The 13,447-nt window shown below is 68.3% G+C and carries 10 protein-coding genes; 5 read left to right on the forward strand and 5 right to left on the reverse strand.

Annotated elements, in window-relative coordinates; translation table 11 throughout:
- The first annotated feature begins 5 nt into the window (after nucleotides 1–5).
- Nucleotides 6–1,538 (forward strand): acyl-CoA synthetase, encoded by a 1,533-nt coding sequence (locus HNP52_RS21535; protein ID WP_184170545.1) that lies wholly within the window; start codon nucleotides 6–8, stop codon nucleotides 1,536–1,538.
- A 73-nt stretch (nucleotides 1,539–1,611) separates the two neighbouring features.
- Here the strand turns inward: HNP52_RS21535 and HNP52_RS21540 are convergent, their stop codons facing one another.
- On the reverse strand, nucleotides 1,612–3,627 hold the full coding sequence (locus HNP52_RS21540) for a hypothetical protein (RefSeq protein WP_184170548.1): 2,016 nt from the start codon (nucleotides 3,625–3,627) through the stop codon (nucleotides 1,612–1,614).
- A 470-nt stretch (nucleotides 3,628–4,097) separates the two neighbouring features.
- A complete protein-coding gene (locus HNP52_RS21545; protein ID WP_184170551.1) occupies nucleotides 4,098–4,676 on the reverse strand; it encodes a DUF3617 domain-containing protein in 579 nt (192 codons plus the stop codon).
- A gap of 118 nt (nucleotides 4,677–4,794) precedes the next feature.
- Between HNP52_RS21545 and HNP52_RS21550 the strand changes: the two genes are divergently transcribed.
- Entirely contained in the window at nucleotides 4,795–5,538 is a 744-nt protein-coding gene (locus HNP52_RS21550; protein ID WP_184170554.1) for a helix-turn-helix transcriptional regulator, read from the forward strand.
- Nucleotides 5,539–5,766: 228 nt separating this feature from the next.
- Nucleotides 5,767–6,855, forward strand: a complete 1,089-nt coding sequence (locus tag HNP52_RS21555; RefSeq protein WP_184170557.1) for an acyl-CoA dehydrogenase family protein — start codon at nucleotides 5,767–5,769, stop codon at nucleotides 6,853–6,855.
- Nucleotides 6,856–7,001: 146 nt separating this feature from the next.
- Here the strand turns inward: HNP52_RS21555 and HNP52_RS21560 are convergent, their stop codons facing one another.
- From HNP52_RS21560 to HNP52_RS21570, 3 genes are read right to left on the reverse strand one after another with little or no spacing between them, the layout of a single operon-like run.
- The gene (locus tag HNP52_RS21560) at nucleotides 7,002–8,204 is read right to left on the reverse strand and encodes an acyl-CoA dehydrogenase family protein (RefSeq protein ID WP_184170560.1); all 1,203 of its coding nucleotides are present in this window, start codon (nucleotides 8,202–8,204) and stop codon (nucleotides 7,002–7,004) included.
- A gap of 11 nt (nucleotides 8,205–8,215) precedes the next feature.
- Nucleotides 8,216–9,205: a nitronate monooxygenase family protein gene (locus tag HNP52_RS21565; protein WP_184170563.1), complete on the reverse strand. Its 990-nt coding sequence runs from the start codon at nucleotides 9,203–9,205 to the stop codon at nucleotides 8,216–8,218.
- A gap of 12 nt (nucleotides 9,206–9,217) precedes the next feature.
- Nucleotides 9,218–9,979, reverse strand: a complete 762-nt coding sequence (locus HNP52_RS21570) for an SDR family NAD(P)-dependent oxidoreductase (protein ID WP_184170566.1) — start codon at nucleotides 9,977–9,979, stop codon at nucleotides 9,218–9,220.
- 82 nt (nucleotides 9,980–10,061) lie between these two features.
- Between HNP52_RS21570 and HNP52_RS21575 the strand changes: the two genes are divergently transcribed.
- Together HNP52_RS21575 and HNP52_RS21580 are read left to right on the forward strand one after the other, a co-directional pair.
- Complete coding sequence (locus tag HNP52_RS21575) at nucleotides 10,062–12,149, forward strand: 3-hydroxyacyl-CoA dehydrogenase NAD-binding domain-containing protein (protein ID WP_184170569.1); 2,088 nt, start codon at nucleotides 10,062–10,064, stop codon at nucleotides 12,147–12,149.
- A 134-nt stretch (nucleotides 12,150–12,283) separates the two neighbouring features.
- Nucleotides 12,284–13,426 (forward strand): acyl-CoA dehydrogenase family protein, encoded by a 1,143-nt coding sequence (locus tag HNP52_RS21580; RefSeq protein WP_184170572.1) that lies wholly within the window; start codon nucleotides 12,284–12,286, stop codon nucleotides 13,424–13,426.
- Nucleotides 13,427–13,447 lie beyond the last annotated feature (21 nt).

Here is a 13,447-nt window from a genome sequence, read left to right on the forward strand (position 1 = left end):
GCCGAATGCATCCCTGCGTCCACGCCGAAACCGCGCCGGAGAAACCCGCGCTGATCCTGGCCGAAACTGGCCAGACCCTGACCTACGGCGAGCTTGAAGCCCGCTCGAACCAGGCGGCGCAGCTGTTCCGCGCGCTGGGTTTCCAGCCGGGTGATGCGATCGCGGTGCTGCTCGAAAACCATTTCCGCTTCCTCGAGATCGCCTGGGGCGCGCAACGGGCCGGGCTGTATTTCGTCGCGGTATCCTCGCGGCTGACGGCGAGCGAAGCCGCGTTCATTGTGCAGGACAGCGGCGCGCGGGTGCTGATCTCCTCCCGGGCACTGGCATCGGTTGCGAGCGCGGTGGCGGCGGAAGTGGCGCTGGACGACGTGGCGCTGTTCATGCTCGATGGCGCCGTGCCGCCTTTCCGCGGCTGGGAAGCCGAGGCCGGCGCGATGCCGACCAGCCGCATCGCAGACGAGCGCGCCGGCACCGACATGCTCTATTCCTCGGGCACCACCGGGCGGCCCAAGGGCATCCGCCCGCAGCTGCCCGAGACCGACATCACCATGCCCAACGCCATGGTCGGCATCGCCCGGCATGCGGCGGTGGACGGCGATACCGTCTATCTCTCCCCCGCCCCGCTCTACCACGCCGCGCCGCTGCGCTGGTGCATGGCGGTGCACCGGCTGGGCGGCACGGTGGTCGTCATGGAGAAGTTCGACCCCGATCAGGCGCTGGCGCTGATCGAGCGGCACCGGGTGACGCATGCGCAATGGGTGCCCACCCATTTCATCCGCATGCTCAAGCTGCCCGACGAAGCCCGCAGCCGGCACGACCTGACCAGCCTGCGCATGGCGATCCATGCCGCCGCGCCCTGCCCCGTGCCGGTCAAGCAGGCGATGATCGACTGGTGGGGGCCGGTGCTGCTCGAATATTATGCCGGGACCGAAGGCAATGGCCTGACGATGATCGGCGCCAGGGACTGGCTGGCCCACCCCGGATCGGTGGGTCGCGCGGTGCTGGGGACGATCCGGATCTGCGACGAGGAAGGCGAACCGCTGCCCACCGGCGAAACCGGGCTGGTCCATTTCGAAGGTGGGCCCGGATTTCACTATCACAACGATCCTGAGAAGACCGAAGCTGCCGCCAACCGCCATGGCTGGACCACGCTGGGCGATGTCGGCCATGTCGATGCCGACGGGTTTCTCTACCTTACCGACCGCAAGAGCTTCATGATCATTTCCGGCGGGGTGAACATCTATCCGCAGGAGATCGAGAACCTGCTGGTGCTCCATCCCAAGGTGGCCGATGTGGCGGTGATCGGGGCACCGCACCCCGATATGGGCGAACAGGTTATCGCGGTGGTCGAGCCAGGGGAGGGATTCGAACCTTCCTCCGCGCTCGCCGAGGAACTGGCCGAATGGCTCGCCCCGCAGCTCTCCCGCGTGAAGCAGCCGCGGCGGATCGATTTCGTCGACCAACTGCCGCGCCACCCCACGGGCAAGCTCTACAAAAGGCTGCTGCGCGACCGCTACTGGGCGCAAGTCGAGGCCTGACCGATTCAAGGAGCGGCCGGCCTGGAAACCGGCCGCCCAAGCCAGCCAGATGAAATCCTACATTGCAAGGCGCTCACAGCGTCTTGAGATACTCCAGCAGCGCCAGCCGCTCGGCATCGGTGAGCGACTGGGTGAAGGTATGGCCGCCATTGCCGTCGCCATAGAGGTTGCTGTTGAAGCTCATCCGCGAACGGATCTGCTCGTCGGTGATCGGCGGCGGCGTCTGGTAGGCCAGGTTGAGATAGCCCGCCGCCGAATTGGCGAAGGCCGAATAGAAGCGGTCCGGCGTCGCCTGGCCGTTGCACGGCTGATAGGGCGGGACCGAAGGCGAGCTGCTGCAGTTCAGCGTCTCGTACTTCCAGCCGAGCTTGGCGAAGTCGTAGGACGCATAGCTATAGTCATAGCCCTGGTTCTTGCCGCCGATGCCCGCCGGCGAATAGGGCCGCTTCCACACCGCCGGACGATCCGACGGCTTCAATATGCCCCAGATATCGGGGACGCTGCCATTGTGCAGGAACGGCCCGCCCGCCCAGGCGCCATAGAGCGGCGGCGAGACATAGCCCTTGGGCTCGACCCATTCGTTCGGCCCGAGCGGCGAATAGATCGGCCCGCCATTGTCATAGACCGCGCGATAGACCCGGCGGATCGAGCTGGCGATCAGCGACTCGACCGGATAGCCATACCAGCTCGGGCTGAGCGAGTTGTACGCCCACCAGCTGCTGTTCCAGGCGCGGCGCTGGCGCGGATCGGCGAACAGGTTGAACCGGCGCGGATCGGTCTGGATCGTCTCGATCGGCGTGACATTGCCCGGCAGGCCCTTGAGCCGCGGATCGGGCAGATAGGCGGTGTCGTTGGCATAGCGCGGCGAATAGACGCCGTGGCAGCTCGCGCAGGAGCCGTTGCCCGGCTGGCGCGGAATCTCGACATTGGCGCCGTTCGCCCAGAGATCGCGCTGGTGGAAGATCACCGCGCCCTGCTCGGCCAGCAGCCGATCGATCGTGCCGGGATATTTGGGCGCCGAGAGCGAGAGCAGGAAGTTGTTGATGTCCTCGAAATCGCTCTCCAGCGCGCGCCGGCCCGCGGCATCGCGGGTGATCGAGGCGACACCGAACGCCATCTCCGAATGGACGTTGTCCGAAGTCAGCGAACCGTCCCAGAACTGCCGCGTCTTGAAGGCACGGTTGAACCAGGCCGGCGCCTTGGTCATGCCGCCTGCCGGCGTGTCGGGCGTATATTCGAGCAGGCTGGGGGCGAGCTGCAGCGTGTCCATGTCGAACAGGGCGGGCAGCAGGGTGATCAGGCCGATCGCGTCGCTGGAGCCGCGGCCGTCGCTCCACGGGATCGGCAGCGCGAGGCCGAGCCAGGTGACCGGGCTGGTGCGGAACAGGTCCGAGGCGAGCAGGCCGGCGTCGTTGGCGCTGTTGGCCAGGCCCCAGGTGAAGCCGGACTCGCTCGCATTGCCCAGCCGCGAGTCATGGCAGGCCGAGCAGGACGCGGTGATCGTGCCGGTCCATTTGCCGTCATCGCCCTTGCCCTGGATCAGGCCGAGCGGGAGCTGGCCCGAGCCGCCATTGGTGGTGTTCGGGTTCTCGCCCGGCAGCGGATAGGGATTGCGGAAGGGCGCGGGATAGAAGCCGTAGCGCTTCTCGACCTGCTCGTTGAAATCGGCGGGCTTGGAGGAGAGCCCCCAGACCGCCCAGACCTTGTCGTAATCCTGGGCGCGCGAGAAGGGCAGGAAATATTGCCGCGTCTCGAGGTTCTGCTTGCCGCGCGCGACGCTGGCGCGCCAGGCGCCGCAGGTGCTGGGCCGCGCCGGCAGCCGGTTGACCCAGGGCGCCCCCGGATTGTGCAGGTTGGTGAAGAAGGAATTGAAGCGGACCGCGCCGTTCGGGTTCGAATTGACGCTGGGCACGATCAGCGTGCGCGGATCGACCGGCAGCGGCGTCGCATCCGACTTGCCGGCGCACCCGGCGGCGAGCGGCGAGCGGATCGCGGCTTCGTCGAGCAGCGGCTGGGTCTGTGCCAGCGCGGCGGGGGCAAGCGTGAGGGGTATCGCAGCGCTCGCGAGCAGGGCAGTCCAGTTGGCCATCGCACCTTCTCCCATTGTCGCCGGTCACCCCTGCGGACGGGCCGCATGTGCCGGCATTTGATCGGAAAATGCTGCGAGGGTGCGGAGGCGGCAAGCTGGCGAACGTGGCAGGTTTGGGTGCGTTATCCCCCGCTTACTCCGTCATCCCCGCGAAGGCGGGGATCCAGGGTAGCTCGGGTGGACGAGGCAATTGCACGTATCGCCAGTGGAGGCGTGCGCGGAAGCCGAGAGGGCATTTCCCGTGACTCTGGATCCCCGCCTGCGCGGGGATGACGGGGTTGAGTTTGGGTCACCGCCTTCAATCCTCCCCCGGAGGGGGAGGATTGGTTCCGTTCCCCGGCGAAGGCCGGGGCCCAGTTTCGGCGTACTATCGATGGCGCAGGAGACTCACGAACGACATGGCAACTGGACCCCGGCCTTCGCCGGGGAACTGTAGTGCCAAGTGCCGCATCCCGAAGCTCACCCAAGCCCTACAGCCGCGTCAGCGGCCTGCCTTCCGTCCCCAGGCATTGCCCCGAGCGCTTCGCGTCCATCGTCATCGTGACCGATACCTTGCCCGCCGCGCCCGGCTGCTGGGCGCTCTGGCTGTCGGTGGTGACGACCAGCTTGTAGGTGTCGCGGGCATAGCTGCCCGACATCGCCATCGAGCGGGTGCCCATCTGGTCCGAGCAGCGCAGCATGCCGTCGATCCTGCCCTTGCCCATCGCGAAGCGCTCATAGCGGCAGGCCTGGTTCTCCTCGCCGACATAGAAGGCGCCCTTCTTCACGTCCGCGGCGGTCAGGCAGCTCGCGGCCACCTGGGGCTGGCGCATGCTCGCCTTGAGCTTGTCGACGAACCCCGCCGGCATGCCCGGGGCATCGACCTGGTTGAGGGTGATCCTGGTCTCCCAGCGCCCGGGCTGGGCGAAGTCACTGCTGGCCGCGACCTTGCGGATCTGCTGGGCGACGACCGAGCCCGATTCATTGCGCAGATCGACGCTCGAACCCCAATCGCAGCCGGCCACAAGCAACAGGAAGGGGATCGCCGATCCCACCTGAAATCGCGTCATCCAACTCTCCCATTTCGCTCCGTTTTCTGGCTTCCGGAGGCTGCTTGTTTGATGCAGACCATCGCCTGCCGGCAAAACAGATCAAGCTGGTACCCGTTACAGGGTTCGGGAGAGAGGCATGGCGATCGAACGCGACCAGGCGTGGGCCGAGACCACGCTGCTGATCGAGGAAGTGCGCGAAGCGGGGCTGGCGATCGGCCTGCCCTTTGTCGCGGCGCAGGGCGACATCGCCGACCCCGAGCCGATGCGCGATGCCGATGGCCGCCCCTATGCCGAGACGCATTTCCAGTGGCTCGATCCCTCGGACCAATATTGGCACAATCGCCGGCTCGCGCTGCATGCGCCCTTCCTGCAGGTGGCGCGGGTGATGGCCGAGCCGTGCTTCTATGCCGAGGGCCGGCTCGGCACCTGGCGGACCAGCGCGCTGCTCGAGTCGATCGACTGCCGGCAGGTGACCGCGACCACGGGGATCGCGGCGGCGATCATCGCGCCGGTGCACCTGCCGCGCGCGATCGTCGGCGCGGTGGTGTGGGCCGGGCGCGAGGGCGACGCGATCGAGCAGAAGTTCGCGAAGCATGCGGTGCGGCTGCAGGGACTGGCGCTCAAGCTGGTGGCGAGCCATGCCGAGGCCTCCTCGCGGCTGCGCGCGGCGTCGGGGCCGATGGTGCTGACCCGGCGCGAGGTCCAGTGCCTGCGCTGGGCGGCGGCGGGCAAGACCGATGGCGAGATCGGGATCATCCTGTCGCTGTCGACCTCGACGGTGCGGTTCCATTTGCGCAATGCGGGGGGCAAGCTGGGCAGCACCGGACGGGCGCAGGCGATCCAGATCGCGGCGGGGCTGGGGTTTGTGAGCGCGCGGTAGGTTTCGACACTCCCGGCCCCTTCCGTTCCCCGGCGAAGGCCGGGGGTCCAGTTTCGGCGCACTCTCGATGGCGCCGGAGACTCTCGAGCGACATGGCAACTGGGCCCCGGCCTTCGCCGGGGAACTGGAAGGTGGCGGGGAAGCGACTTGCGCTCTTCCCGCCCTAGCACTTCTCGCAGTTGCCGCATCCGCCTGCTTCGCCAAGGCTTTACCGGTGGAGGACCGGTGGTGAATTTCGAGCTTTCCGAAGAACAGGCGATGCTGCGCGACATGCTGCGGCGCTATCTGCGCGAGCAGTATGACTTCGAGACGCGGCGGGCGCGGGTGGGCGCCGGGCGCGGGCAGGATGCGGCGCTGTGGCGCGCGCTGGCGGAGCTGGGGATCCTCGGCGTGCTGCTGCCCGAGGCGGCCGGCGGCATGGGTGGCGGGCCGATCGAGGCGATGCTGGTTTCCGAGCTGCTCGGCGAGGCGCTGGTCGCGGAACCGTTCCTGGAGACGGTGGTGATCGGCGCGGCGCTGCTGGCGCACGGCGGCGCGCGAGCCGAGGCCTTGCTGGCGGAGATCGCCGGCGGCGCGGTGCGGATCGCGTCGTCACTCGAGCCCGCGATGCTCGCGGCCGAGCCGGCGCCGGGGGGCTGGCATCTTCGGGGCAAGCTTTCGGTGGTGGTCGGTGTGCCGGGGGCGAGCCATCTGGTCGTGGCGGCGCGGACTTGCGGAGACGGGCCTTCGCTGTTCCTGGTCGAGGCCGGAACGCCGGGGGTAACGATCCAGGGCTATCAGCTGATCGACGACCGGCCGGCCGGGGATGTCGAGATCGATGCGCACCTGCCCGGCGATGCGCTGCTCGGCGCGCCGGGTGCGGCGGGGCCGGTGATCGAAGCGGTGCTCGATGCGGCGCGGGCCGCACTGTGCGCCGAGGCGGTGGGCGTGCTGCGGCGCATGCTCGACGATAGCGTGGAATTCGCCAAGCAGCGGCGGCAGTTCGGCCAGCCGCTGGCGGCTTTCCAGGCGCTGCAGCACCGGATGGTCGACATGTTCCTGGCGCTCGAACAGGCCGTGTCGGCGAGCCATCTCGCGACGCTCAACCTGGGGGCGCCGCCCGAGGCGCGGGCGCGCGCGGTCGCCGCGGCCAAGGCGACGATCGGCAAGGCGGCGCGCTTCATCGGCGAGAACGCGGTGCAGCTCCACGGCGCGATGGGAATGACCGACGAGCTGGCGGTCGGCCATTATTTCAAGCGGGCGACGGTGATCGCGCAGAGCTTCGGCAGCACCGATGCGCAGGTGGCGCGCTATGCGGCGCTGATGCGGGCGGCGTAGGTCGTAGCAATATTCGGTGTTCCCCGGCGAAGGCCGGGGCCCAGTCTCGACGCAGCATCGATGGCGCGGGAGACTCTCGAACCACATTGCAACTGGGCCCCGGCCTTCGCCGGGGAACCGTTAAAGCAAGCAGCGCGCCCTGGACATCACAGCCCCAGCACGGCTTTCGCCAGGATATTGCGCTGGATCTCGTTCGATCCCGCATAGATCGAGCCGGCGCGCTCGTTGAGGTAGCGCAGCGGGGCGAGCGCCTGCCAGGGGGCGCCGGTGGCGTGGCCGTCGGCCGGCGGGGTGTAGGCGGGGATCGCGCCGCCGGGCATTACGACATGCGGCTGATAGGCGAGGCCCTGGGCGCCCGCCGCCTCGAGATGGAGCGCGGCCAGGTCCTGCGCCAGCTCGGTGCCGAGGATCTTCATCATCGAGGCAAGCGCGCCGACGCTGGCGCCTTCGCTGGCCGAGAGCAGGCGCAGCTCCATCATCTCGAGCACATCGATGCGGATGCGCAGCTCGGCGAGGCGGGTGGCGAGGACGGAGTCGGCGAGCCGCTCTGCGGCCGCGGCTTCGATCTCGCTGACGCGGACCTGGAGCGCGGGCGCGTAGGCACCGCCGCGCTCGAATTCGAGCAGGTATTTCGCCACCGACCAGCCGGCATCGACTTCGCCCAGCACATTGGCGCGCGGGGCGCGGACATTGTCGAAGAACACCTGGTTCTGCACATGCTCGCCCGAGGTCATCAGGATCGGGCGGACCTCGATGCCGGGCAGGTCCATGGGGACGAGCAGGAAGGTGATGCCCTGTTGCGGGCGGCCCTGTTTCGAGGTGCGGACGAGGCAGAAGATCCAGTTCGCCTCGGTGGCGTGGGTGGTCCAGATCTTCGAGCCGTCGAGGATGAAGTCGTCGCCGTCCGGCTCGGCGCGCATCTGGAGCGAGGCGAGGTCGGAGCCGGCGCCGGGCTCGGAATAGCCCTGGCAGAAGAAGACTTCGCCGGTGAGGATGCGGGGGAGGAACCAGGCCTTCTGCTCGGGGGTGCCGAAGCGGATGATGACATGGGCGACCATGTGGATGCCCATCGGCGAGAGCGAGGGCGCGCCGGCCGCGATGCGCTCGCGGTTGAAGATGTAATGCTGGGCGACGCTCCAGTCGCAGCCGCCATGCTCGACCGGCCAGTGCGGGGCGGCCCAGCCGCGCGCGTGGAGGATGTGCTGCCAGGCCATGCTGGCTTCGTGATCGGGATAGACGCTGGTCGCCAGCGTGCCGGCGCGGCGGATCTCGGGGGTGAGCTTGTCGGCGAGGAAGGCGCGCACCTCGTCGCGGAAGGCGAGCTCGGCCTGGGTCCAGTCCATGTCCATGCGGGGCTCCTTCAGGCGAGTACGGGTTCGGGGGAGAGCATGGCCGCCAGGCGGCGGGCGATGATTGCCTCGGCCTCCTCGACGATGCGCTCGACCAGTTCGCGGACGGTGGGGATGTCGTGGATCAGGCCCTGGACCATGCCGGCGGTCCAGATGCCGTGATCGGTGTCGCCGGACACCAGCCCCTCGCGGCCGCGGGCGCCCTTCACCAGGGCGGCGACATCCTCGAACGGGCGGCCCTCGCGCTCGATCGCGACGACCTGCTCGGCGATGCGGTTGCGGGCGACCCGGGCGCTGTTGCGGTAGGAGCGGAAGATCAGCTCGGTCGCGCGCTCGTCGTTTGCGACCATCGCCGCCTTGAAATTGTCGTGGATCGGCGCCTCGCGCGTGGCGCAGAAGCGGGTGCCCATGTTGATGCCGTCGGCGCCGAGCGCGAGGGCCGCCGCCAGCCCGCGGCCGTCGCCGAAGCCGCCGCTGGCGAGGATCGGGACCTTCACCTTGTCGGCGGCGGCGGGGATCAGGATCAGGCCGGGGATATCGTCCTCGCCCGGATGGCCGGCGCATTCGAAACCGTCGATCGAGATCGCATCGACCCCCATCCGCTCGGCGGAGAGCGCGTGGCGGACGGCGGTGCATTTGTGGATCACCTTGACGCCGGCGGCCTTGAAATCGTCGACATGCTCCTGCGGCTTGTAGCCGGCGGTCTCGACGATCCCGACGCCGCTCTCGATGATCGCGCGGCGATACTCCGCATAGGGCGGCGGGTTGATCGAGGGGAGGATCGTCAGGTTCACCCCGAAGATCCTGTCGGTGCGCTCGCGGACCCGGGCGATCTCCTTCACCAGCGCCTCGGGCGTCGGCTGGGTGAGCGCGGTGAGGAAGCCGAGCGCGCCGGCCTCGGCGACGGGGGCGACGAGATCGGCGGTGCCGACCCACATCATCCCGCCCTGCACGATCGGATGCTCGACGCCGAAAGCCTCGGTGAAACGGGTGCGGATCATGGATTTTCCTCCTTAGAGCGACTGGCCGTCATCGACGGTGACCACCGATCCGGTGACGAAGCGGCTCGCCGGGCCGCACAGATAGGCGACCGCCCCGTCGAGCGCGTCGCCGTCCATCAGCCGGCGGCGGGGCCATTTGGCGATCTGCCTGTGCCCGGCTTCGGTGCCGAACCAATCGGCGTTGAGATCGGTCTCGATATAGCCGGGGCACAGGATGTTGAGGTTGACGCCCTTGTTCGCCCAGTCGCGCGCCAGCACCCGGCCGAGCTGGAGTACCGCGGCCTTGGAGGCGCTGTACGCCGCCAGCCCGGCCGAGACCGACTGGGCGGTGATCGACGATACGATCAGCACGCGCCCGTCCGCCCTGGCCGCGATCATCCGCCGGGCGCCTTCGCGGACGGTGAGGAACACGCCGCGGACATTGACCGCCAGCACCTGGTCGAACGCCGCGATGTCGAGATCGAGCGCGGGGCCCTCCATGTTCATGCCGGCATTGGCGATGACCGTATCGACCGTGCCGAACGCGGCTTCGGCAGCGTCATAGGCGGACTGGACCGAGGCTTCGTCGGTGACGTCCATCGCCACGCCGATCGCCTCCCCGCCCCCGGCGACGATCGAGTCGCGCAATTCGGCGAGCAGCGATTCGCGGCGGGCAGCGAGCACCAGCCGAGCACCACGCGATGCCAGGAGGCGGGCGAACCGCGCGCCCAGCCCGGAGGACGCGCCCGTCACCAGCGCCACGCGCCCCGCAAGATCGCGTTCCCCGTTGCCCACGCCTCTCCACTCCGCTAGTTGTTTCTCGATTTAATTAGCCGAATAAATGCGAAAGAAACAAAGCGCGAGAGGAAATTTAGTCATGCAGATAAATTCGGTCGCCCAGCTCGATGTGGCGGGCGGTATCGCGACGCTCACGCTCGATTCCCCGCCGGTGAACGCGCTGTCCGCCGCGGTGCGCGACGGGCTCGACCAGGGCTTTCGCGCGGCGATCGAGGATGAAGCCGTGCAGGGCATCGTGCTGATCTGTGCCGGGCGCACCTTCATCGCGGGTGCCGATATCAGCGAATTCGACAAGGCGCCGACGGGCGCGCCGCTGCACGACGTGCTCGCGCTGATCGAGGGATCGCCCAAGCCGGTGGTCGCGGCGATCCACGGTACCGCGCTGGGCGGCGGGCTGGAGACGGCCCTGGTGTGCGACTACCGCGTCGCAACCCCTTCCGCGAAGCTCGGGCTGCCCGAAGTCGCGCTCGGCCTGCTGCCCGGCGCCGGCGGCACCCAGCGGCTGCCGCGCGTGGTCGGTGCCGAAGCGGCGCTGGAGATGATGGCGATCGGCAAGCCGGTGCGCGCAAAGGATGCGCTGGCGATGGGGCTGGTCGATGCGATCACCGGCGAGGAGACGCTGCACGCCGATGCGGTGGCGTTCCTCAAGGCTCGGCTCGACACACCGCGCACTCGCATCCGCGACCGTACCGACAGGATCGCCGGGCAGGATCCCGCGCTGTTCCACGCCTTCCGCGCCAAGCATGCCCGCGCCTTCAAGGGCTTCAAGGCACCGGAGAACATCATCAAGGCGGTCGAGGCCGCGGTCACCCTGCCCTTCGACGCGGGCATGAAGCGCGAGGCGGAACTGTTCTGGGAGCTGTTCCGCAGCCGCGAATCCGCCGCGCAGCGCTACTTCTTCTTCGCCGAGCGCCAGACCGCCAAGGTGCCCGACCTGGCCGCCGACCTGCCCGAGATTCCGGTGCGGCGCGTCGGCGTGATCGGCGCGGGCACGATGGGCGGTGGCATCGCGATGAACTTCCTCAATGTCGGGCTGCCGGTGACGATCGTCGAGCAGGCGCAGGAAGCGCTCGACCGCGGCGTGGCGACGATCCGGCGCAACTATCAGGTGACGGTCGACAAGGGACGGATGACCGCCGAGCAGCTCGAGCAGCGCATGGCCCTGCTCACCCCCAGCCTGGAGTTCGAGGCGCTGAGCGCAGTCGACCTGGTGATCGAGGCGGTGTTCGAGAAGCTGTCGCTCAAGCAGGAGATCTTCGCGCGGCTCGACAAGGTGGCGAAGCCGGACGCGATCCTGGCGACCAACACGTCCTTCCTCGATGTCGATGCGATCGCCGCCGCGACCGGGCGGCCCGAAAGCGTGGTCGGCATGCACTTCTTCTCGCCGGCCAATGTGATGAAGCTGCTGGAGGTGGTGCGCGGTGCCGAGACCGATCCGCAGGTGGTCGCCGCCGCGATGGCGATCGGCCGCCGGATCGGCAAGGTCGCGGTGCTGAGCAGGGTGTGTGACGGCTTCATCGCCAACCGGATGATGGCGCCGCGCATGGCCGCCGCCCAGGCGCTGATCCTCGAAGGGCCGCTGCCCTGGGAGGTGGACCAGGTGATGCTCGACTATGGCTTCCCGATGGGGCCGTTCGCGATGCTCGACCTGGTCGGGCTCGACGTGATCGGCTGGGATGCGGCGACGAGCAGCTCTTCGAGCGTGGTGGAAATACTGTGCGAGATGGGCCGCTGGGGGCAGAAGAAAGGCGGCGGCTATTATGACTATGACGAGAAGCGCCGGGCCGCGCCCTCGCCTATCGCCGAGCAGGTGATCCGCGACTTCGCGGCGAAGACCGGGGTGGCGCAGCGCCAGTTCAGCGACGCGGAGATCGTCGCGCGGCTGCTCTATCCGGTGGTCAATGAAGGCGCCAAGATCCTTGAGGAAGGCGTGGCGATCCGCGCCTCCGACGTCGATGTCGCGCTGGTCTATGGCTATGGCTGGCCGGTGTTCACCGGCGGCCCACTGTTCTGGGCGGACGGCGTGGGGCTGGCGAAGATCGCCGATGCGCTGGAGGAAATGGGGCATACCCCCTCCCCGCTGCTGCGCGCGCTTGCGGAGCAGGGCAAGCCGATCCACCAATATCGCAGCGTGGCGCCGGTGGGGCGGGTTGTGGAAGTGGCTTAGGGTATCGGTTCCCCGGCGAAAGCCGGGGCCCAGGGTAACCGAGCGGTTTCCTTTGCGACCCTGGGCCCCGGCTTTCGCCGGGGAAGCAAAGAGCTGAAACTCGATAGAATCGAAGACCACCAAGGAGACGGGATGTGCTGAACACCAACGGGCGCACCGCCTATGACGAGGAACAGGCGCTGTTCCGCGACCAGGTGCGCAGGTTCTTCGATGCCAAGCTGACGCCCAATCTCGAGCGCTGGGAGGAGGAAGGCATCGTCGATCGCCAGTTCTGGCGCGATTGCGGCGAGGCCGGGCTGCTCTGCCCGACCATGCCCGTGGAATATGGCGGGCTGGGCCTCGACTTCGGCTACAACGCCGTCATCGGCGAGGAGCTGGCCTGGTCCGGCTCGTCGGCGGGCATCACGCTGCAATCGGATATCGTTGCCGACTATATCCTCCACTACGGATCGGAGGAGCAGAAGCAGCAATGGCTGCCGGGGATGATCTCGGGCGAAGTGATCACCGCGATCGCGATGACCGAGCCGGGCGCGGGATCGGACCTGCAAGGCGTGAAGACCACCGCGCGCAAGGACGGCAACCATTATGTCGTCAACGGCTCCAAGACCTATATCACCAATGGCCAGAACGCCGACCTGATCATCGTCGTCGCCAAGACCGATCCCGAGGCGGGGGCGAAGGGGACGTCGCTGATCCTGGTCGAGGCCAGCCGCGAAGGCTTCGCGCGCGGGCGCAACCTCGACAAGATCGGCCAGCATTCGGCGGATACGTCCGAGCTGTTCTTCAACGATGTCCGCGTGCCCATCACCAATTGCCTGGGCGAGGAAGGGCGCGGCTTCGCCTATCTGATGAACCAGCTGCCGCAGGAACGCCTGTCGATCGCGGTGGGCGCGCAGGCGGCGGCGCAGCGGGCGTTCGACGAGGCGCTGGCCTTCGTCAAGGAGCGCAAGGCGTTCGGCAAGATGGTGTTCGACTTCCAGAACACGCGCTTCGTGCTGGCCGACCTGGCGAGCAAGCTGCAGGTTGGCTGGGCGCATCTCGACTGGGCGATCCGGCGGCATGTCGCCGGCGAGCTGACCGCGGTGGAGGCCTCGGCGGCGAAGCTGTGGCACACCGACCTGCAGGGCGAAGTGTGCGACGCGGCGCTGCAGCTGCACGGCGGGGCGGGATACATGAACGAGTATCCGATCGCGCGGCTGTGGCGCGATGCCCGGGTTTCGCGGATCTATGGGGGGACGAACGAGATCATGAAGGAAGTGATCGGGCGGTCGCTTTGAACCTCGTCACCCCGGGCCTGA

The organism is Sphingomonas kyeonggiensis (assembly GCF_014204495.1).
Lineage (GTDB): Bacteria > Pseudomonadota > Alphaproteobacteria > Sphingomonadales > Sphingomonadaceae > Sphingomonas > Sphingomonas kyeonggiensis_A.

Excerpts from the sequence above, each read along its gene's own strand:
- HNP52_RS21560 (WP_184170560.1), bottom strand. The coding sequence starts at position 8,204 with ATGGACATGGACTGGACCCAGGCCGAGCTCGCCTTCCGCGACGAGGTG.
- HNP52_RS21575 (WP_184170569.1), top strand. The coding sequence starts at position 10,062 with ATGCAGATAAATTCGGTCGCCCAGCTCGATGTGGCGGGCGGTATCGCG.
- HNP52_RS21535 (WP_184170545.1), top strand. The coding sequence starts at position 6 with ATGCATCCCTGCGTCCACGCCGAAACCGCGCCGGAGAAACCCGCGCTG.
- HNP52_RS21565 (WP_184170563.1), bottom strand. The coding sequence starts at position 9,205 with ATGATCCGCACCCGTTTCACCGAGGCTTTCGGCGTCGAGCATCCGATC.
- HNP52_RS21550 (WP_184170554.1), top strand. The coding sequence starts at position 4,795 with ATGGCGATCGAACGCGACCAGGCGTGGGCCGAGACCACGCTGCTGATC.
- HNP52_RS21545 (WP_184170551.1), bottom strand. The coding sequence starts at position 4,676 with ATGACGCGATTTCAGGTGGGATCGGCGATCCCCTTCCTGTTGCTTGTG.
- HNP52_RS21540 (WP_184170548.1), bottom strand. The coding sequence starts at position 3,627 with ATGGCCAACTGGACTGCCCTGCTCGCGAGCGCTGCGATACCCCTCACG.